Raw genomic sequence first — 21,664 nt, 5'->3', positions numbered from 1 at the left:
AAAGATTAGAATGTTACAGTTAAACCGGCGTTAATCACTCTCGCTTGCGGATAATATTGTCCTGTAGTATTATCTGACTCCGGATCTAAAACTTTCAACTTGTCCCACGTGATTAGGTTTAAACCATTCACATAAAGTCTAAGGTTATTGATATTTACTTTTGACAATAGGGATTGAGGTAAAGAGTAACCCAATTCTAAATTTTTAAGACGTATATAGTCCCTACTTCTGAACCAGTACGTGTTATTGTAAGAATAGTATTGGTTTCCGCGCTCAGCAATTCTCGGGTGCTCGCTGCTAGGATTTGCTATACTCCATCTGTTTTCATAGATATCTAAGAAGAAGTTTCCTATATCTCCCATCTCTCCTGCACTAACATATTGCTTCGCACCGGCGGCTCCTTGGAATAGTATACTTAGGTCAAAATTCTTGTATTGACCTCCCAAAACCAAGCCCCCTTGGAACAATGGAATATTGTTATAATCAGGTCTAATCCTATCGTCAGGATTGATGATACCATCCCCGTTAATATCCTTATATTTCATATCTCCAGGACGAAGATTACCTACTATAGCACTGTAATCCTTTCTATTTTTATCATTTTTATCATCAGGATGACCATTTCTAACGGTAGTAGCATCTATTTCTGCCTGATCCTTAAATACTCCATCAAATTCATACATCAAGAAAGTACCCATAGGGCTTCCCGTGGATTTTTGCCACTCCGGAGCTCCCGGAGCTTCATCCCAGAACACGATGCGGTTTTTAGCAAAACCTCCGTTTATGCCTACATTATAACTAAAGTCGCCTATCTTATCTCTCCATCCTATATTAAACTCCCATCCCTTGTTTCGCACTTTACCAATATTCTCATTAGGAAGTGTTAAACCGGTAGATTGAGGAACTGAAGCGTTTCTTGCTGTTAAGATCTGCGTCCTTAAGTTGTTAAAATACTCAAATTCAAAGGATAATCTATTTCTAAGAATAGCACCTTCTAGACCAACGTTCGTATTATTAGCTACCTCCCAGGTAATGTTAGTATTAGGAATTCTTGACTCAGAAAGTGTCTTATACTCTGAACCGTCAATGATATAACTACCAAATCCATAAGTAGCCAGATATTGGTACCTACTTACTTGGTCATTACCCATTTGTCCCCATGAACCTCTCAGCTTTAAGTAGTCAAAGAATTTCTTGCCTTTTTGCATGAAACCTTCTTCAGAAATCACCCAGCCTAACATCACCCCGGGGAAGAAACCATAGCGAGTTTCCGCCGGGAAGATGTCAGAGGCATCATAGCGCCACAGAACCTCAGCGAGGTATTTCTGGCTGAAATTATAAGTAAAGCGACCAAAATAGTTCAAACGAGCCTGTTCATACGCACCGCCCCAGTTGTTCTTCTCCAAATCACCTCCTGCAAACATCTGGTCTATGGCCGAAGAAATAAAAAACCTTCTATATGCACCCATGTTATCCCCTTCAATGGTCTCCCGGTTAGTACCTGCCAAGGCACCCACCGTATGATTACCAAAAGTTCTATCATAGGACAAAACCGCGCCTAATAAAATGTTCAATTGACTCTCGGTATACTGATTCAAGTTAGGCTCAGCCGGGCCTCGCGTTGAAGCCACTAAGTTAGGATTTCCATTAGGATCAGTACCGGATCCTCTTTCATATAGAGTCCAGGGTATAGTCCATAATTTTCTGTTCCAAAGTCGCTTGTCCAAAGAAGCCGTACCTGAAAATTTCAATCCTGTTATACCGGGGATTTTTATATCTAGCTGTCCATTGGTCTGCAAGAAGTCATTCTTTTGACGATCATATCCGGTCTGGTTTGTAGTAATAACCACAGGGTTTTCTCCGTATTCAATATCCGGACCAGGTAGACCATTAGGCCAGTATGCCGGCATTTGAGGTTTTCCCCTCATTAACATACGGAAAATAGCCCCTGCCCCTTTAGTAGGATATCTTCTGTATTCTTCTCTCCCCAGAACCCCTATTACCACATTGATATAGTCATTAATTTTTGCATCTAGATTAATTCGAAGATCATATTGGGAATATCCCGTTGCAGAATTTTTATAGTAAGCATCTTGATCTTGGTAACCTAAGGAAGTATAATACTTCACATTCTCTCCACCCCCGGTTAATTGAACATTATGCCTAACTTGAGGGGACCATTCTTTTAAGGCTGCATCAAACCAGTTGGTATTCGGATAATTCCACGGATCTGAACCATCTCTCAACTTCTGCATGGCTTCTGGTCCGAAAGGAGCCACCTCTGTATTTCCCTGAGAACTGGTATATCTACCGGTAGAATTGTAAGCATTCAATGCATTAGTCCATTCACTAACCGGAAATTTCTCATATATCTTCAATTCATTTAGTAACTCTGCATACTGAGCGGAGTTCGTCATCTTAGGGATAACGGTTGGCTGAGCATATCCTTGATTAAAAGAATACGTCAATTCCGGCTTCCCGGATTTACCTTTTTTAGTAGTTATCAGGATAACCCCGTTGGCCGCTCTGGCACCATAAATGGCGGCAGAGGCATCTTTAAGTACAGAAATACTCTCAATATCATTCGGATTGAGGCGTTCCAGACCACCTGCACGATTAGGAATACCGTCTATCACTATCAGCGCATCATTATTTCCCAGTGTATTTGAACCTCGAATTCGGATCGCAGACCCATCAAATCCTGGCTCACCACTACGGTTTACAGCAACTACCCCTGGCAATCTACCCGCCAATGAGTTACTTAAGTTCACCGCAGGAGATTTGACTAACTCATCTCCTTTTACGGATGCCACAGCACCTGTAACCGTCTCTTTCTTTTGTACACCATATCCCACCACTATCACCTCGCTCAAATTCTGGTTGTCTGACATCAAGGTTACATCAACCACAGACCTGGAGCCCACTACCTGCTCTTGTGCAGTATACCCCACCATAGAGAACACTAATACGGAGGATTCATTGTCCACCTCAATCTTGTAATTGCCGGAAACATCCGTTACCACTCCGCGAGTGGTACCTTTTACGGTAACCGTCACTCCCGGCAATCCTTCTTTTGTCTCCCCATCAATTACGGTGCCCGAAATCTCCCGGGCCGCAGCAAATGCTACCTGACTCCAGACCAATAAAAGGAACAGGAGCCTGCAGGTAAAAATTTTTTTCATACGGATTAAGTTTAAGTGAGTAAGAAGATTTAGAATTAGCACTTTAGCGCTATACTGTTCTCAAAGGTAGGATTTGCTTTAATTAATAAAATTCAATTTTTTATACGAATAGTTGTATTTTAGATGCTCAAACGTTTGCATAGAACGAAAAACTTTAGTGCAAACCTTTGCGCAAATCCAAAAAAATCTCACTTTTTTGCAATTATTAAACAACCATACACATGCAAAACGTTACAATCAAAACAATAGCCAAAGAATTAGGAATTTCAGTATCAACTGTTTCACGCGCTCTTCAGAACAATACCAGAATTGGAGAAAAGACTAGAAAAGAAGTAAAAAAAATGGCGGAGAAGTTGCAGTACGTACCAAACCCCATCGCACTCAACTTACAAAGAAGCCGAACAAATACCCTTGGACTAGTCGTTCCGACTCTCTCAGAAGAATTCTTCTCTCATGTAGTCTCTGGAGTTGAAAAAGTAGCCACTGAACAAGGTTTTCATGTCATTGTTAACCAAAGTCAGGACAGCATGTCTACAGAAAAAGAAATCATCCAGTCGTACATCGCAGCCAAGCTCGACGGAATAATGGTGTCTATTGCTGCAGACACAAATGATTATTCACACTTTGTAAAAGTTCAAAAACATAACATCCCCCTGGTCTTCTACGATCGGATACCAAGGAATTTCCCCTCTCATCAGATTAGATCGGAAATCCAACCCGGAATCTTTGAAGCTATGCGATTCCTCCATCAAAAGAATATCCGAAAAATAGCCTTACTAAATGGTCCTTCTAATCTTTTGGTGTCAGATGAAAGACTAAATGGATATTTAGCCGCTATTAAAGACCTAGGCTTGAGTACAAGCCCCCAATATATCAAAACTACTAATCTAACCCGGCAAGACACACTATTAAAAATGGCCGAGTTTATAGAGATGGGGCCAGAAATGCCGGAAGCCATCGTATGCTTTAATGACTACGTGGCCTTACACGCCATCAGGACTTGCCAAGATTTCCACCTGACACCGAATGTGGACATTTCATTTGTGAGCTTTGCTAATATTGGCATCACAGAATTTATTGAAAACAAACCTATAGCTTCCGTTGAACAATTCCCCACCCAAATGGGAGAAGAATCAGCAAAACTACTTTTGGACAATATTATGACAAAGGACTCCATGAACTTTAAAAACATTAATATCAGTACCCAACTAGTAGTACATTGAAGTCTTGTCCCAGACCAAAATTTCTTATTACATTTGTCTGATGGCATCCATTTTTGATACAAAGATTGAGTATTTAAAAGGCATAGGAGGCCCCAGAGCAGAATTATTAAATAAAGAGCTGGGTATATTTACCTATGGTGACCTACTGGAACATTATCCTTTCAGATATGAAGATAGAACACGTTTCTACAAAATTTCTGAACTAACGGATACCCTACCGGCAGCTCAATTGCTAGGTAAAATAAAAAGTGTTGAACTCGTAGGCGGAAAAGGTAAATCTCGCCTGGTAGCTACTTTTAGTGATGGAGTAGCCTCCATGGAATTAGTGTGGTTTCAAGGTGTAAGTTATTTCCATAAAATCCTCCAAATAGGTGCTAATTATATTGTCTATGGGAAACCTTCCCTGTTTGGGGGAATTTTTTCTATTCAACATCCGGAGATTGAACTTTATAAGTCAGATCGGCCCCTCCCAAAGTACTTTCAGCCCATTTATCATCTTACAGATAAACTCAGAAAAAAGTTTATTGAGAGTAAGACCTTTACCCAATGGTTCAGAACTTTACTCCCTCTGGTCCAAGAACATATACACGAAACCTTGCCTGAGTTTCTATTGAAGAAATACAAGCTCGTTTCTAAAAAGGAAGCGTATTATTACCTACATTTACCAAGGTCTCCTTTAGAGCAACTTCATGCTAATCGCCGACTGAAATTTGAGGAATTGTTCTATAATCAGATCAAACTGATATCCCTCTCTTTGGTAAGAAAAAACGAGTATCCAGGGCAAGTTTTTAATAAGACCACCCTACTTACAAAGTTCTATCAGGATCACTTGCCCTTTGACCTTACAGGTGCACAAAAAAGGGTGATAAGAGAGATCTTTGGGGATCTTAAATCTGGTCGACAAATGAACCGACTTGTCCAAGGAGATGTAGGAAGCGGGAAAACCATAGTAGCCTTTATATGTATGCTAATGGCCATTGATGGAGGGGCACAAGCCTGCATGATGGCACCTACAGAGATCCTTGCTCAACAGCATTTTTCGAACCTGAAGAAATTCGCTGATGCCTTAGAATTAGAAATCCGACTGCTAACGGGATCTAGCACAAAGAAAGAAAGAGAGGAGATACATCAAGGTTTGATAACTGGACAAATTCACATTTTAGTAGGTACACATGCCGTATTGGAAGATGTGGTTCAATTTCAAAACCTTGGACTGTGTGTGATTGATGAGCAACACAGATTTGGCGTTGCTCAAAGAGCAAAACTCTGGGAAAAGAACAAAAAGCTTTATCCTCACATGCTGGTTATGACGGCCACTCCCATACCCAGAACACTTGCCATGACCCTTTACGGGGATTTGGATATTTCTGAAATCGATGAACTTCCTCCCGGCAGAAAACCTATCAAAACAGTTCACAGATTTGAATCCAGTAGATTAGCCGTCTGGGGATTCATGAAGGAGGAATTAGCTAAGGGCAGGCAAATATATGTAGTGTTCCCTCTGATTGAAGAATCTGAAAAATTAGATTTAAAGAATCTCTTTGACGGATACGAAAATATCCGTGCAGCCTTCCCCGAATTTGCAGTCAGCATAGTACACGGCAAAATGAAGCCAAAAGACAAAGAGTATGAGATGCAAAGATTCAAGAAAGGAGAGACACAAATCATGGTGGCTACCACAGTAATTGAAGTAGGAGTAGATGTTCCTAATGCCAGTGTCATGGTCATTGAGAGTGCACATAGATTTGGGTTATCCCAATTACACCAATTAAGAGGAAGGGTAGGCCGAGGTGCTGAACAATCCTACTGCATCTTAATGACTGATTATAAACTATCTGCTGATACCAGAAAGAGAATGGAAACCATGGTGGAGTCAGAAAATGGATTCTATATTTCAAAGGTAGATCTTGAACTAAGAGGGCCAGGTGACCTGTCCGGCACCCAACAAAGTGGACTGGTAGATCTAAAACTCGCTAACCTTGCAAAAGACGAAGAAATCCTAAAGATTGCCAGAGAAGAAGCATTTACTATACTCCAAATGGACCCCAGTCTAAGTATGCCTGAACATAAAGCTATACAAATGCATCTATCCAGAATCAGAAACAAGTCTTTAAGTTGGAGCAAGATCTCTTAATCAGGCTTTTTATAATTCTTGACAATAAAGGAAATACCAGTGTGAACTATGTCCCCCATGGTTTGGCAATGCCTAAATTGAGAATTGTAAGTTAATTTTTGTAGTGCCGTTCTCAATTGAACCACATGGTCATACGGTGCCAGCTCCTCCTTCTTCATGATAGACACCAGGTATTCAAACCTCCTCAAACTGTTCTGAACCCTCTTCACCAAAAGTGATCTTATCTCCGTTCTATATTGTTCTATAGACTTAGGTTGTAACTTTTTCAGCACCAAGTCTACCATCTTAAAATTCTCCTTAAAATATTGTGGCATATAGATCTTCAAGTTCCCTTCATAACATTGTTGATCAAAGTCTATGGGGCGGATTCTGTATACCACTCGGTCAAAGTCATGCGTTGGAACTACTACATAATTGTAGGAACGCATATCACCTAAGAGTCCCGTCAAACAGCGCTCATTAAACTTCACGAATTCTTTCGCGATCTGAGTCTTATCCAGTTCCGAACAATTTGGCAGATAATCCTCAATGAACACGTCTCCAGGTATACCCCAAATATGTTCTTCTATCAGAGTGTCATTATAGACCAAATAATTTGCCCTGTTTGGAGAAAGCAAATCTTCCATCTCTAAACCATAAATGCGAGAAGCATCTACTCGTTTGATATAGAAATTAGTATGGATATCATTCAAAATGTTCCTGACCCTAATTCGGAATGGTTTCGAATTCCCAAAGGTACAATAGTCGATAGAGTCCACGGTCAGATAAGGCAAAACACTCCTATCTCCATCAGAATGCAAGAGCGTATATATCCTCTTTAAACCTTCCCGTATCTCATCAAAATCAGTAGGATTATAATACACACTCCTCCATAAAGTGTCTTTCCCCTTTTGATCCTCTACCACTCCCCAATCAGTAAACCGCAAAAGATCTTCGTACTCTAAATCTATCTTTATCAGTCGGTTATACCTATCCAAATACTCTCTTAATTTTGTAGAAACCGGGTAAAAGGGTTTCCTGAAAGCTATATTGACATCTTTTTTAACTTCTTTCATACCTCACATCAAACGGTGACCTAAGGTACAAAAATCCTAATCACATCCACTATTCGCCCTTTTATCTTTTTCTACAAAAGTGATTCTTTCATTCACTAACCCAATCCCAAATGCTTCCAGTTTATACCCGCCTTCAACTACCACTTTAGAATAGCCTCGTTTACATAAAGGACCCCACTCCAAACTTGAACCCATTAGATATCCTACATAAAAATACCCTACTTCCTGGTAGGCTATATTCAAGGATATACGTGGAAATGCTACTCCAAATTGTAGATCTACAGGCATACCAAATCCAGCCGCAGAGTCAAATGTGCCGGATTGAAAATCAGCTTGTCCTAATTCTCCATGTGTTTGTACGTCTGAACCTTCATAGGTAAATCCTCCATCAGCAGAATAAGCTATCTTACTTGTCCCAGTTGCAGATGACATAGGATCAGGCAAGGTAACTTTAGAAGTAAATTGCACACCCACGTCTACAGACATAGGTATAGGATTTGGGAGAGGCCCAAGTGGTGTTGGTAACATAGGAAGAAGGGGAATACTTAAAGCTAACTTTGGCAAAGAAAAATTATGCTCACCAGGTTTATCGCCTGCAGTCGCCATCTTTAGTTCAACGTTTCCCGTCATTCCTTCATTTTCCAACTTAAAATTCTTTAGCTTCCCATCTTCCATATAAATCAAAACCCTTTGATCTGGTAAAGTGGCATGACCTTCCGCCACCATGGAAGTACTACCACCTTTGCTGGCTTTAAATATAAACCTACACGTTTTAATCTTACCCTGCCCCCCCTTCTCCGGTGATATACCCATTTCATAATCTATACCGCTTGCTGAAAATTTAAACTTTAGCGTATCCTTTCCTATCCTCTGCCCTTTAGCTAGTAACTCCTGACCATCTACTCTTAGAGAGATGGCGTTTGACCATTCGGGAGTAAACGTATAATCAAAATGAGCATTCTGGATCACCTCATTTACCTTAGCCGGCTCTAAAACCATCTCAAACCTATCTCCATTAGAACTTACACTTTTAACCTTGTGCATTATTTTACCTGGTACTACTACTATTTCTCCTACTTTCGGAGCATTTGGGAAATAAGATTTCCTAATCAAAAATCTATTCTCAGAAACTTCTTCCACTTCTGCGAAAGGCTCCTCTACCATGACCACTCCGCTTTTATATTCTATACCGAGGTTTTCATCTATATATCCGGGTTTCTCTACTTCAGAAGTCTTGCAGCTCCATACAAACAGTAATAAAAAGGCTATTTTTTTCATGCGCGTGGTAAATTTTAGGTGATTGTTAGATTTAGTGAAGAAGTCCTAGAAAAAGTAAACACTATCCTTTTAAAAAATCCTTACTTTTAGGTCAAAATAACCTTTACCATGAAGAAACTATTTCTCCTACTTTGCTTAGGGGCATGCACAGCCAATGCTCAAGTTTTCAATGAATTCCCCGTTCAAACTCAGAAGCCACCCCTCCACGGTAAACACTGGATGGCTATTGGTGGAAAACCTTTAGCCGCTACTGCAGGTGCTATGATCTTTTCTAAAGGCGGAAATGCTGTAGATGCCTCTTGCGCCATGCTGGCAGCTAGTTGTACCATGTGGGATGTTCTAAGTTGGGGAGGAGAAATGCAAGCTCTGATTTATCATCCAAAGCTAAAAAAGGTGATAGCCATTAATGCACATGGTGTAGCACCCAGCGGTGCTACAGTTGAGTATTATAAAAGCAAAGGTTATCAATATCCTCCTGAATATGGTCCGCTAGCAGCGGTAACACCCGGAACTCCTGGCGGCCTCATGGAAATTCTGGCAGAATACGGTACCATGAGTTTGAAAGAAGTACTCGCCCCGGCTATGAGCATGGCTGCAGGCTATCCTATAGAGGCTCAGACCGCCAATTCCATCGAAAAAAACAAGAAACTCATCAAAGAATGGCCCTACAGTAAGAAAGTTTTTCTTCCTCACTTAGGGGAAGAGCGTGAAGCTCCTGAAGCAGGGGAAATCTTTGTACAAATAGACCTTTTGAACACGCTTCAAAAATTAGTTGACGCTGAACAAGACGCACTAAAAAAAGGGAAATCACGCAAGGAAGCCATTAGGGCAGCTTACGACAGATTTTACAAAGGAGATATTGCCAAAGAAATAGCCAGAGGAACGCAAGAGCAAGGTGGTTTAATAACTGAAGCAGACTTAGCCAACTGGAAAGTTAAATTTGAAGAACCCCTACATGTAAATTATAAGGGGATTGATGTTTACAAATTGGCTCAATGGACGCAAGGACCGGTAATGCTTCAGGCCCTTAATATGCTGGAGAATATTGATCTCAAAGGGATGGGATACAATTCCCCAAAATATATCCATACCTTATATCAGGTGATGAACTTGGCTTTCGCAGACCGGGATTTCTACTATGGCGACCCATATTCTGTACCAAATGAACCCATGAAGGGCCTTCTTTCTAAGGAATATGCGAAAGAAAGAATAAAGCTGATTAACCCTGACAAGAACGATCCAAAAGCAGGACCAGGTGACCCTTACCCCTATCAAAATGAGAAAAACCCATACCTCAATATTTTGAATGATCAATCGGTAGGAAAAGTTGACTCCCGCTTGAACGATAAATTCCTAGAAGATTTCACCGCCGGTACTACTTCTGTAGTCACCGCAGACAAAGAAGGTTGGATCGTTTCTATGACACCCAGCGGAGGATGGGTTCCCGCTACTATAGCTGGCAATACTGGTATTGGTTTAAGTCAACGTATGCAGGCTTTTGTTTTGGATCCAAAAGAAAATCCATTTAACGTGCTTGAACCAGGAAAAATTCCTAGAGTCACGCTTACACCAAGTCTTGCATTAAAAGACGGAAAACCTTACCTGGCTTTTGCTAAACAAGCTGGAGACGAACAAGACCAGCTTCTGCTACAATTCTTCCTGAATATGGTGGAATTTGGCATGACTGTACAGGAAGCCACGGAGGCACCCTCATTCAAAACCTATCAATTAAAAGCCTCTTTTGGTAACCATGAAAAGAAGCCAGGAGCCCTAACTTTACACCAGGAAACACCGGAATTCTATAGAGCTGAATTAAAGCGAAAGGGATATACCTTGAATTTCCAACCTAGGACTAGCGGACCTATTAACGCCATTTATTTTGATTGGAAACACCAAACCTTTTGGGGAGGCAGTAGTAACCATGGTGAAGATTACGGTATAGGTTGGTAAAACAATAGCAGAAAGAACTATTATCTTTGCATATAAAACTGGAAAACATGATCAATACTTCATTCCTGTCTCACCTACAGAACACACTACAAGAAATCGAAAATGACGGCCTTTACAAACGTGAAAGAATTATTACTTCTTCACAAAGCGCTGAAATCGAAGCTAATGGTAAAAAGCTCTTAAACTTTTGTGCCAATAATTATTTAGGCCTTTCAAACCATCCGGATGTAATAAAAGCTTCTCAAGAAGTAATGAATACTCACGGTTACGGTATATCTTCCGTTCGTTTTATCTGCGGAACTCAAGACATACACAAAACCCTGGAAGAAAGAATTTCAAAATTCTTAGGAATGGAAGACACCATTCTTTACGCTGCGGCTTTTGATGCTAACGGTGGTATTTTTGAACCTTTATTCACAGAGTCCGATGCCATCATTTCTGATGAGTTAAACCATGCTTCAATTATAGACGGAGTTCGTTTATGTAAAGCCGCAAGATATAGATACAAAAATAACGATATGCAGGATCTTGAGGCCCAACTCATTGCAGCGAATGAAAAAGGACATAGATTCAAAATTATCGTTACTGACGGTGTATTCTCTATGGACGGAATAGTAGCAAATCTTAAAGGAGTTTGTGATCTAGCAGAGAAATATGACGCATTAGTGATGGTAGATGATTCCCATGCTACTGGATTTATTGGCCAAACGGGTAGAGGAACCCATGAGGCAAATGAAGTAATGGGAAGAGTAGATATTATCACATCTACCTTAGGTAAAGCCTTAGGTGGGGCTATGGGAGGATTTACTTCCGGCAAGAAAGAAATCATAGACCTACTACGTCAGCGTTCTAGACCTTATCTCTTCTCAAATTCATTGGCACCAGGTATTGTAGGTGCAGCCTTGAAGGTATTGGACATGATTGAAACAGATACTAGCAGGAGAGATACTGTAATGGAAAATGCTGCATATTTCCGTACAGAAATGAAGAAAAGAGGTTTCGATATTCCTGATGGAGACGCAGCTATAGTACCTGTTATGTTATATGATGCAAAGGTGTCTCAGGTGATGGCTGAAAAATTAATGGATGAAGGAATTTACGTAATCGGATTCTTCTACCCTGTAGTTCCAAAAGGAAAAGCCAGGATTAGAGTACAGCTTTCAGCTGCACACACCAGAGCTCATTTGGATACGGCCATAGCAGCATTTGAAAAAATAGGAAAAGAATTAGGCATAATATAAAGCTTCTTCAACGAACAAATGAAAACAAGTAAAATCCTAATTACTGGCGCTTTGGGGCAGATCGGGACGGAACTTAGTGTAGCATTAGCCAGTAAATACGGATCAGAAAATATTATCGTTTCAGATTTAAGAGAGCCTTCAAAACCACTTGAAGCCGGTGTATTCGAGCAGTTAGACGTAATGGATTTCAAACGTTTTACAGAAGTCTTGGAAAAGCATCAAGTGGATATCGTTTATCACCTGGCTTCTCTCCTTTCCGGAACTTCAGAGAAGAATCCGGCATTGGCTTGGAAGCTAAATATTGATCCACTGCTATATCTCTGTAACCTAGCAAAAGAAGGTAAATTAAAACAGATATTTTGGCCTAGTAGTATTGCGGTATTTGGTAGAGAAATACCGAAGACAAACGTAGGTCAAGAAGTACCCTTAAATCCTTCTACGGTATACGGAATAACAAAATTAGCGGGTGAAAAATGGTGTGAATACTATCATCAAAAACACGGAGTGGATATCAGAAGTATTAGATATCCCGGTTTAATATCATGGAAGGCACCTGCTGGTGGAGGCACTACTGACTATGCTGTGGAGATATTCCATAAAGCGATAGAGGAGAAAAAATACACCAGTTTTATAGCTGAGCATACGGCCATGCCTATGCTGTACATGGATGATGCCATTGAAGCTACTTTAAAGCTTATGGAAGCCCCTTCTGAAAGCATTACGGTAAGAACTTCATACAACCTCGGAGGTATGTCCTTTACCCCGAAAGAACTAGCAGAAACCATAAAGAAAGAGATACCAGAATTTGAGATTGCTTATGAACCTGATTTCCGACAAGCTATCGCTGACAGTTGGCCGGCCAGTATTGATGATTCTATAGCCAAAAGGGATTGGGGATTAAGCTACATTTACGATCTTGAAAAGATGACAAAAGAGATGATCCAAAACCTAAAAAAGCCGGCATAAGCCGGCTTTTTTCTTATTAGTATCTTTGAAGAAAATCAGATAACTCCTTCCGCTAGAACCAGCACCTTATTGTTTTGTACTTGAACAACACCACCTTCAACAGTAATGCTTTCTTTTTTACCGGAGATTTCATATACTAGTTCACCGGTAGCCAAAGTACTCACCATAGGAGCGTGATCCTTAAGAATTTGGAATTGTCCCTCTTTTCCGGGTAAAGTAACTAAATCTACTTCTCCGGAAAAAACATTCTTCTCAGGTGTAGTGATCTCTAATCTCATTTGTTCGCTTCTTCGATTAATTTCTGACCTTTCGCTACAGCATCTTCAATGGTACCTACCAAGTTAAAGGCAGCTTCAGGAAGGTGGTCATACTTACCATCCATAATTTCGTTGAATCCTTTAATGGTATCGTTGATGTCTACAAGTACACCTTTAAGACCAGTAAACTGCTCTGCTACGAAGAATGGCTGTGAAAGGAAACGTTGAACACGTCTTGCTCTTGCTACAACTAATTTATCTTCCTCAGAAAGTTCTTCCATACCTAGGATGGCGATGATATCTTGAAGCTCTTTGTAACGTTGTAGTAAGTTCTTCACTCTTTGAGCACAAGCATAGTGAGCATCTCCAAGAACTTCAGCTGTAAGAATACGAGAAGAAGAATCAAGAGGATCCACCGCAGGATAGATACCTAGCTCAGCAATCTTTCTACTTAATACTGTAGTAGCATCTAAGTGAGCGAAAGTTGTAGCTGGAGCAGGGTCAGTCAAGTCATCGGCAGGTACGTAAACCGCTTGTACGGAAGTAATGGAACCTCTCTTAGTAGAAGCGATACGCTCTTGCATGGCACCCATCTCAGTAGCCAAAGTAGGTTGGTAACCCACCGCAGAAGGCATACGACCTAGAAGGGCAGATACCTCAGAACCCGCTTGTGTAAAACGGAAGATATTGTCAATGAAGAATAGGATATCTCTACCTTTTCCTTCACCGTCTCCATCACGGAAATACTCAGCAACGGTCAAACCGGATAAGGCCACACGAGCACGTGCTCCAGGAGGTTCGTTCATCTGTCCAAAGATGAAGGTTGCTTGAGAATCTTTTAGAAGTTCACGGTCAACTTTGGATAAATCCCAACCGCCTTCTTCCATAGAATGTTTGAATTCATCACCGTATTTCACGATACCTGATTCAATCATCTCTCTTAATAAGTCGTTTCCTTCACGAGTACGTTCACCCACACCCGCAAATACAGAAAGACCAGCATAAGCTTTGGCAATGTTATTGATCAACTCTTGGATCAATACAGTTTTTCCTACACCCGCACCACCAAACAAACCAATCTTACCACCCTTTACATAAGGAGCAAGGAGGTCAATCACTTTGATACCTGTGAATAAAACCTCAGTAGAGGTAGCCAGATCTTCGAATTTTGGAGCTGAACGGTGGATGGAAATACCTTTGGTTTTCACTTCTCCCAAACCGTCAATGGCTTCACCCACTACGTTGAAAAGACGTCCTTTGATCTCATCACCCGTAGGCATGGTAATGGGCGTTCCCATCAATACCACTTCCTGTCCTCTTTGTAGACCGTCAGTACTGTCCATCGCAATGGTTCTAACTCTGTCTTCACCCAAGTGTTGCTGACATTCAAGTACCACGCGCTGACCGTTAGATTTGGTAACGTACATTGCATCCAAAATCGGAGGTAAGGATGTTGCTACGCCTTCAAAACTTACGTCTACAACAGGGCCGATAATTTGGGAAATTTTACCAGTAATTGCCATTATATTAGTAATTTAGAATAATGTTTACATTTTTTGGACTGCAAAAATACAGGTTACTTTTTTTATAACCAAGTTTTAGCAGCTCCAATTTTTGTATTTTTTAAAGATTTACCCCCTGTTTTTGAGAGAATCTTTGGAAAAATCTTAGCTCTATTTCGAACTCAACTTCGCTTCTATGGTCTGCTGCGTATGCGGTACCGCCCTTAGTCGCTCTTTGGGTATTAATTTTCCGGTATCCTTACAAATACCATAAGTTCCATTTTTGATTCGGATCAAAGCCGCTTCCAACTGCGTAGCAAACTTCTGTAACCTGGCAGCCGACTGACTTAATTGCTCCTTCTCCCGAACGTCAGCTCCATCTTCCAAGGTTTTCGAACCTACCGCAGTATTATCCGTACCGTTGTCGTTCTTCCTACTTAAGGTCTCTCTAATGAAATTCACTTCATTATAGGTAGCCGCTAACTTTTTATTAATTATTTCCTCAAACTCCTTCAGCTCCGATTCAGTATAGTGGGTTTTTTCTTCCGTTACTTCTGACATGTTTTTAAGCGTTTTAAGGTGATTCACAAAATTTTGCGCAAATATACACCCTTTATTCCTTTATTTAAAATATTTCCACTTAGGCACTTACACTAATTTTTAGACGTTCATTTTTATATACAAACACTAGATCTTCTTCTAACCTTATTATCACCCATTTACACCCAACTCCACACTTTACAATTGCTTAGCAATCAAAGTTTTACAAAAAAATAAAATCCAAAAAACTTAAAACGTGCCATTTTTATCGTAACTTTGCGCACTTTTTTAGAAACGCAAGGATTTCAATTCAATAAATCCTTATATAAAAGGTTAACAAAATGCAAGAAATCAGAAACATAGCGATCATCGCTCACGTTGACCACGGAAAAACGACCTTGGTAGACAAGATCATTCACGCTTCAAAAATCTTCCGTGAAAATCAGGAGTTCCAGGACCTGATATTGGACAACAACGACCTGGAACGTGAGAGAGGAATCACTATCGTTTCCAAAAACGTTTCCGTTCGTTACAAAGGTGTTAAAATCAATATCATAGACACTCCTGGTCACGCTGACTTTGGAGGCGAAGTGGAAAGGGTTCTTAAACTAGCAGACGGTGTAATCCTACTAGTAGATGCCTTTGAAGGCCCTATGCCTCAAACCCGTTTCGTACTAGGAAAAGCCCTAGATCTAGGACTAAAACCTATCGTTGTAGTAAACAAAGTAGATAAAGAGAACTGCCGTCCAGACGAAGTACATGAAAATGTATTCGACTTGATGTTTAACCTTAACGCTACAGAAGATCAATTAGACTTCCCTGCACTTTATGGTTCTTCAAAACAAGGCTGGATGAGCCCTGACTGGAAAAAGAAAACAGAAGACATCACCCCTCTTCTTGACGCCATCATCGAGCACATCCCTGCATCTCCGGTGGTAGAAGGCACCTTCCAAATGCAGATCACCTCTCTAGATTATAACCCATTCGTAGGTAGAATCGCTATCGGTAGAGTGGCTAGAGGTACTGTGAAAGAAGGCCAACAAGTAGCCCTTTGTAAAGCAGATGGTTCTATCAAGAAAATGAAGATCAAAGAACTTCACGTTTTTGAAGGTCTAGGCAAAGTAAAAGTAGAGTCCGTAAGTTCAGGCGAAATTTGTGCTATCACTGGCCTTGAAGAATTCGAAATCGGTGACACCGTAGCTGATGCAGAAAGTCCGGAAGCATTACCAAGAATCGCGATTGATGAGCCTACAATGAACATGTTGTTCACCATCAACAACTCACCATTCTTCGGTAAAGAAGGTAAATTCGTAACTTCTCGTCACCTTCGTGATCGTCTAATTAAAGAAACAGAGAAAAACCTTGCCCTACGTGTAGTTCAAGGTGACACTGAAGATAAATTCTTAGTATTCGGTAGAGGTATCCTTCACTTGTCTGTACTCATCGAAACTATGAGAAGAGAAGGTTATGAACTTCAAGTGGGCCAACCACAAGTAATCTTCAAAGAAGGCGAAAACGGAGAAAGACTTGAACCTATCGAAACACTTGTAGTAGACGTTCCTGAAGAAACCGCAGGTAAAGTAATCGAGCTAGCTACGCAAAGAAAAGCGGAACTTCTGATAATGGAACCTAAAGGCGACCTTCAGCACCTTGAATTTAATATCCCTTCAAGAGGTTTGATCGGACTACGTTCTAACGTATTAACAGCTACCCAAGGGGAAGCCATCATGAACCATAGATTTAAAGCATATGAACCTTATAAAGGTGCCATCCCTGGTAGAATAAACGGTTCCATGATCTCAATGGGTAACGGACCTGCCGTAGCGTACGCTATTGACAAGCTTCAAGATAGAGGTGTATTCTTCGTTGAACCGGGAGAAGATGTTTATATGGGTATGGTTGTGGGTGAACACAATCGTCAAAACGATATCGTAGTAAACCTTCAAACCTCTAAGAAACTGACTAACATGAGAGCATCGGGTTCTGATGATAACGTCAAGATTGCTCCTAAAATCAACTTCTCTCTGGAGGAATGTATGGAGTACATCCAAAAAGATGAATACCTTGAAGTGACGCCTAAATCACTTCGTATGAGAAAAATCTACTTGGATGAAAACGAGAGAAAACGCATGGAACGTAAAAACGAAGACGCTCTGGCTTAAACATATCACCCCCGTTCATCGGGGGTTTTTTATTGCCTGAGATATAGCATTTTTAGTGCATTTATCTAATTAGCACCCGAAACATAGATTTATTATCTATATTCTTTGGTTCAAATAAAATATTTTATCTAATTTTGCGTTCATTTTTAGTAAAATTGCATTAATAATATGAAAACCGCAGGTACCTACCTTCCTTATAAAGTGAAGGACATATCCTTGGCCGAATGGGGTCGCAAGGAAATCACCTTAGCAGAAGCAGAAATGCCGGGCTTAATGGAGATCAGAAAAGAATATGGCCCTTCTAAACCTCTAAAGGGAGCAAGGATCGCAGGCTGTCTTCACATGACCATCCAAACTGCTGTTCTTATCGAAACTCTAGTAGAACTTGGAGCAGAAGTAACCTGGTCTTCATGTAATATTTTCTCTACACAGGATCACGCAGCAGCAGCCATTGCAGCAGCAGGAATTCAAGTTTATGCCTGGAAAGGTATGACAGCTGAAGAGTTTGATTGGTGTATAGAACAAACTTTATTCTTTGGAGAAGAACGTAAGCCACTTAACATGATCTTAGATGATGGTGGTGATTTAACGAATATGGTATTTGACGTTTACCCTGAATTAGTGGAAGGCATCAAAGGCTTATCAGAAGAAACCACTACAGGTGTACACCGTTTATATGAAAGAAAGAAAAACGGAACGCTACTACTTCCTTCCATTAACGTAAATGATTCCGTTACTAAATCTAAATTTGATAACAAATACGGCTGTAGAGAATCATTAGTAGATGCTATTCGTAGAGCTACGGATTTGATGTTAGCAGGTAAAGTAGCCGTAGTGGCCGGTTACGGTGACGTAGGTAAAGGATCAGCTGACTCTTTAAGAGGAGCAGGATGTAGAGTATTGGTTACCGAAATCGACCCTATTTGCGCCCTTCAGGCAGCTATGGATGGTTTCGAAGTAGTACCTATGGACGAAGCCGTTACTCGCGCACAAATCTTCGTTACAGCTACAGGTAACTGCAATATCATCCAGTCGAAGCATTTCTTAAAAATGAGAGACAAAGCCGTAGTTTGTAACATAGGCCACTTTGATAATGAAATCGACATGGCTTGGTTGAACCAAAATTATGGTCACACTAAATCTACCATCAAGCCACAAGTAGACATGTACAATGTAAACGGAAACGATATCATCGTACTGGCTGAAGGTAGACTTGTGAACTTAGGTTGTGCTATGGGGCACCCATCCTTCGTGATGTCATGCTCTTTCTCAAACCAAACTTTGGCTCAAATCGAACTTTGGACACAATCTGAAAAATACGAGAAAGACGTATACGTACTTCCTAAGCACTTAGACGAAAAAGTTGCCGCTTTACACCTTTCACATGTAGGAGCTAAACTTGATGTACTTACTCAAGAACAAGCAGATTACATTGGGGTGAAAGTAGAAGGTCCGTATAAAACAGATATGTACAGATACTAATCTCAATATACATACATTTACAAAAGGCTTTGGAAGAATTCCAAGGCCTTTTTTTCTGTCCAGGTGTATTCTTGCCCTTGTACCATAAAGCCTACATGACCTCCGTTCTTAGTCAATATAAATTGAATCAAAGGATTATCACTTGGCTCATAACATTCCGGACCTAAAAATGGATCATTCAAAGATTGCACTATCATCGTGGGTACCTGTACCCTATGCAATAAAGGCTTTGTAGAAGCTTTTTCATAAAAGTCGAAAGCCGACCGATAGCCGTGAATAGGCGCCGTATACCTACCGTCAAAGTCCACGAAATTCTTGATGTGGACAAAGTCTCTACATGAAACCAACTCGTTTCCCGGAAACATCTGCTCTTTGATCATCAGTTTAGCCTTTAGCTTACGCAAAAAGCGATTCATATAGAATCTTTTATAAGGCCTGTCTAATTCCCTCACAGAACTATAAATATCCAAAGGCACAGAACCCACAAAAGCTCCCATTACCTCTTTCGGTAAACGCTCCGGATGCTCACCTAGTAATCTCAAGGTAAGACTTCCTCCCATAGAACAACCGGAAAGGAAAATGCTATCATAACCTAAACGTATGGCATGCTCAACCACCGTTCTCAGATCCTCAGCATCACCATGATGATAAAACCTGGGGAGACGATTGATCTCTCCGCTACAACTCCTGCAGTTCCAGCCTAAACCGTCTATACCTTGTTGAGAAAATAACTTGATAAGGGCCGTAACATAAGGGCGTGTGGAATCCCCCTCTAAGCCATGAGTAACTATGATCAACTTTTTAGAACCTACCTTATGCCAGTCCAGATCCAAAAAGTCTCCATCTTCTAGCTCCAGCCTTTCCCTTTCATAAACTATTGGAACTGCCCGAAATAAGCTAGGATATATGGATTGAAGATGGCCACCCCACTGTAAGAAGGGTGGCCTTATTTTAACGAGATTTTGCATATTCTAAAACCTTGTTCCATACCCGGAACAGGTTACCGGAACAGATCTTTTCTATATCTTTTTCTGAATATCCTCTTTGAAGTAATTCTGCCAATAGATTCGGATAGTCTGAAACATCTTTCAAACCTGTAGGTAAACTATCCCCAACACCATCATAATCAGACCCTATTCCCACATGATCTATACCCGCAATCTTCACGATATGATCTATATGATCTGCCACCCTTTTTACGTCTGAGTAGTTCCTGTAATCCTTAGCTATCTCTCGAGCTATACCGTCTCTCAATTCCTTTCCGGCCAAACCCTTTTCTTCAAGCTCTTTTCTGATCTTTTCTGTAGCTGCAGCTTTGTACTTAACCACATCTGAATCTAAGAATGTAGAACCAAAGTTCACCATAATCACCCCACCATTGGCTTTCAATGCCTTCAACATTTCATCAGACATGTTTCTTTGCCAACATGGTGTGAATTTCCTTGCAGAAGAATGGGAAGCTATCACCGGAACCTTAGACACCTTAATTACATCAAAAAAGGCATCATCTGAGATATGAGAAACGTCTACCATTATACCGGTTTTGTTCATCTCTTTTACTACCTCCACACCAAATGGGCTTAAACCACTCCAGGTCTTCGTACTATCATAGCTGGAGTCACAAATATCATTGTCTTTTGAGTGAGTAAGCGTCACATAGCTGATCCCCTTTTTACGATATAAAGCTACATCAGACACACTGGTGATAGGTGAGCCGTTTTCCATACCCATGGGCAAAGCTATCTTCCCGGCTTTTTTAATTCTCTTAACATCATCCGGCGTTTTAGCTACTTCAAAGTAATTACTTTTCTCTTTAGCAATAAATTCCACCATATTGATCAAGGTGTCAGCAAGCAACTTTGCCTCTTGCGTACTTCTGTTTGCCGGAATATAGATGGACATAAATGGAGCATCTAATCCACCAGCTTTGGCACGCACAAAATCAAAGTCTCCTTCCTCACTCTGCACAGGTATTCCTGTATAGGATTTTTCTAAACGGAAATTCTTGATCTGTAGACGATAAGGCAAGTCCACATGGCCATCCGCGATGATAAACTTCTGAGCCAATTCCTTCGCTTTATCCGCGTGGGATTTTTGTGCTACAGTGCTAGCTGAGAATGCAGCTACACACAAAAGGGTATAGATATATTTCATAAATAAGTTAGGTTAATCAAATCGGTCGGAAGATCACAGAATCCGTCATCACTTTATTACTGATATGACCAGCTCTATCCATGATAGCTATTTCAAACTTCACAGTATCTTTAGGATAGCGATAAAATGAGTGCAAATTCTCATACCTATAATGGATCACACCTTCTATAGGCCCCGGTTTATCTTTTGATAATCGGAAAAACATATCCACAATAGGCTGAGTAGGTTCGTAAACCACATATTTCCCTTTATCCTTCCTCCAAATGGTCACTAAGAAATTCGTCTTAATTCCTAGCTTTTCCAAAGAATCGCGTTCCCAGGTATCATACCCCAAATCACCATCACCATCTCTAAATTTTAATGAAACAGTAATAGAATCTTTATATCCTCCTGTAACCTCATCTACCCTCAATGCATTACTTATAGACTGGAATTCAATCTCTGGTACATTATCAAAATCAGGCACACTGAAGCAGCCCAGGCATATTGGAAGTAAGAAGAGCGGGAATATTTTACGAATACGCATGGTTTAAACTTA

At 40.6% G+C, this 21,664-nt stretch carries 16 protein-coding genes; 7 read left to right on the top strand and 9 right to left on the bottom strand.

Annotated elements, in window-relative coordinates; all coding sequences use genetic code 11:
* Positions 1-5: 5 nt before the first annotated feature.
* Entirely contained in the window at positions 6-3,182 is a 3,177-nt protein-coding gene (locus LBYS_RS13860) for a SusC/RagA family TonB-linked outer membrane protein (RefSeq protein ID WP_013409473.1), read from the bottom strand.
* 221 nt (positions 3,183-3,403) lie between these two features.
* On the opposite strand from LBYS_RS13860, the gene LBYS_RS13855 reads away from it, so the two are divergent.
* Entirely contained in the window at positions 3,404-4,405 is a 1,002-nt protein-coding gene (locus LBYS_RS13855) for a LacI family DNA-binding transcriptional regulator (RefSeq protein WP_013409472.1), read from the top strand.
* A gap of 40 nt (positions 4,406-4,445) precedes the next feature.
* Entirely contained in the window at positions 4,446-6,539 is a 2,094-nt protein-coding gene (gene recG / locus LBYS_RS13850; RefSeq protein WP_013409471.1) for an ATP-dependent DNA helicase RecG, read from the top strand.
* Here recG and LBYS_RS13845 read toward each other — a convergent pair.
* On the bottom strand, positions 6,536-7,594 hold the full coding sequence (locus LBYS_RS13845; RefSeq protein ID WP_013409470.1) for a hypothetical protein: 1,059 nt from the start codon (positions 7,592-7,594) through the stop codon (positions 6,536-6,538). The two genes, recG and LBYS_RS13845, sit on opposite strands and share 4 nt — an antisense overlap.
* A gap of 36 nt (positions 7,595-7,630) precedes the next feature.
* On the bottom strand, positions 7,631-8,872 hold the full coding sequence (locus tag LBYS_RS13840) for a hypothetical protein (RefSeq protein ID WP_013409469.1): 1,242 nt from the start codon (positions 8,870-8,872) through the stop codon (positions 7,631-7,633).
* Between the two features lie 108 nt (positions 8,873-8,980).
* On the opposite strand from LBYS_RS13840, the gene LBYS_RS13835 reads away from it, so the two are divergent.
* From LBYS_RS13835 to LBYS_RS13825, 3 genes are read left to right on the top strand one after another with little or no spacing between them, the layout of a single operon-like run.
* Complete coding sequence (locus LBYS_RS13835) at positions 8,981-10,822, top strand: gamma-glutamyltransferase family protein (RefSeq protein WP_013409468.1); 1,842 nt, start codon at positions 8,981-8,983, stop codon at positions 10,820-10,822.
* A 47-nt stretch (positions 10,823-10,869) separates the two neighbouring features.
* Positions 10,870-12,063: a glycine C-acetyltransferase gene (gene kbl, locus LBYS_RS13830; RefSeq protein WP_013409467.1), complete on the top strand. Its 1,194-nt coding sequence runs from the start codon at positions 10,870-10,872 to the stop codon at positions 12,061-12,063.
* A gap of 18 nt (positions 12,064-12,081) precedes the next feature.
* Positions 12,082-13,029, top strand: coding sequence for an NAD-dependent epimerase/dehydratase family protein (locus tag LBYS_RS13825; RefSeq protein WP_013409466.1), 948 nt, complete (start codon positions 12,082-12,084; stop codon positions 13,027-13,029).
* Between the two features lie 35 nt (positions 13,030-13,064).
* Here LBYS_RS13825 and atpC read toward each other — a convergent pair whose 3' ends face one another.
* From atpC to LBYS_RS13810, 3 genes are all read right to left on the bottom strand, one after another.
* Positions 13,065-13,307 (bottom strand): ATP synthase F1 subunit epsilon, encoded by a 243-nt coding sequence (atpC, locus tag LBYS_RS13820; RefSeq protein ID WP_013409465.1) that lies wholly within the window; start codon positions 13,305-13,307, stop codon positions 13,065-13,067.
* Complete coding sequence (atpD, locus tag LBYS_RS13815; protein WP_013409464.1) at positions 13,304-14,809, bottom strand: F0F1 ATP synthase subunit beta; 1,506 nt, start codon at positions 14,807-14,809, stop codon at positions 13,304-13,306. The genes atpC and atpD overlap by 4 nt, the downstream gene beginning before the upstream one ends.
* Before the next feature lie 150 nt (positions 14,810-14,959).
* Positions 14,960-15,349 (bottom strand): TraR/DksA family transcriptional regulator, encoded by a 390-nt coding sequence (locus LBYS_RS13810; RefSeq protein WP_013409463.1) that lies wholly within the window; start codon positions 15,347-15,349, stop codon positions 14,960-14,962.
* Between the two features lie 320 nt (positions 15,350-15,669).
* Here LBYS_RS13810 and typA point away from each other — a divergent pair, with 320 nt between their 5' ends.
* On the top strand, positions 15,670-17,490 hold the full coding sequence (gene typA / locus LBYS_RS13805; protein ID WP_013409462.1) for a translational GTPase TypA: 1,821 nt from the start codon (positions 15,670-15,672) through the stop codon (positions 17,488-17,490).
* Between the two features lie 168 nt (positions 17,491-17,658).
* The gene (gene ahcY, locus LBYS_RS13800) at positions 17,659-18,972 is read left to right on the top strand and encodes an adenosylhomocysteinase (protein WP_013409461.1); all 1,314 of its coding nucleotides are present in this window, start codon (positions 17,659-17,661) and stop codon (positions 18,970-18,972) included.
* A gap of 17 nt (positions 18,973-18,989) precedes the next feature.
* Here ahcY and LBYS_RS13795 read toward each other — a convergent pair whose 3' ends face one another.
* Genes LBYS_RS13795 through LBYS_RS13785 form a run of 3 tightly spaced genes read right to left on the bottom strand, consistent with a single transcriptional unit; the run spans position 18,990 to position 21,652 of the window.
* Positions 18,990-19,940: a YheT family hydrolase gene (locus LBYS_RS13795; protein WP_013409460.1), complete on the bottom strand. Its 951-nt coding sequence runs from the start codon at positions 19,938-19,940 to the stop codon at positions 18,990-18,992.
* A complete protein-coding gene (locus tag LBYS_RS13790) occupies positions 19,924-21,126 on the bottom strand; it encodes a dipeptidase (protein WP_013409459.1) in 1,203 nt (400 codons plus the stop codon). Before LBYS_RS13790 ends, LBYS_RS13795 begins: the two co-directional genes overlap by 17 nt.
* Positions 21,127-21,142: 16 nt before the next feature.
* Entirely contained in the window at positions 21,143-21,652 is a 510-nt protein-coding gene (locus LBYS_RS13785; RefSeq protein ID WP_013409458.1) for a hypothetical protein, read from the bottom strand.
* Positions 21,653-21,664: the final 12 nt, after the last annotated feature.

It is taken from the genome of Leadbetterella byssophila DSM 17132 (assembly GCF_000166395.1).
GTDB classification, from domain to species: domain Bacteria; phylum Bacteroidota; class Bacteroidia; order Cytophagales; family Spirosomataceae; genus Leadbetterella; species Leadbetterella byssophila.
Note: the sequence above shows the minus strand (reverse complement) of the source record. Positions and strands in the feature narration are given on the sequence as shown.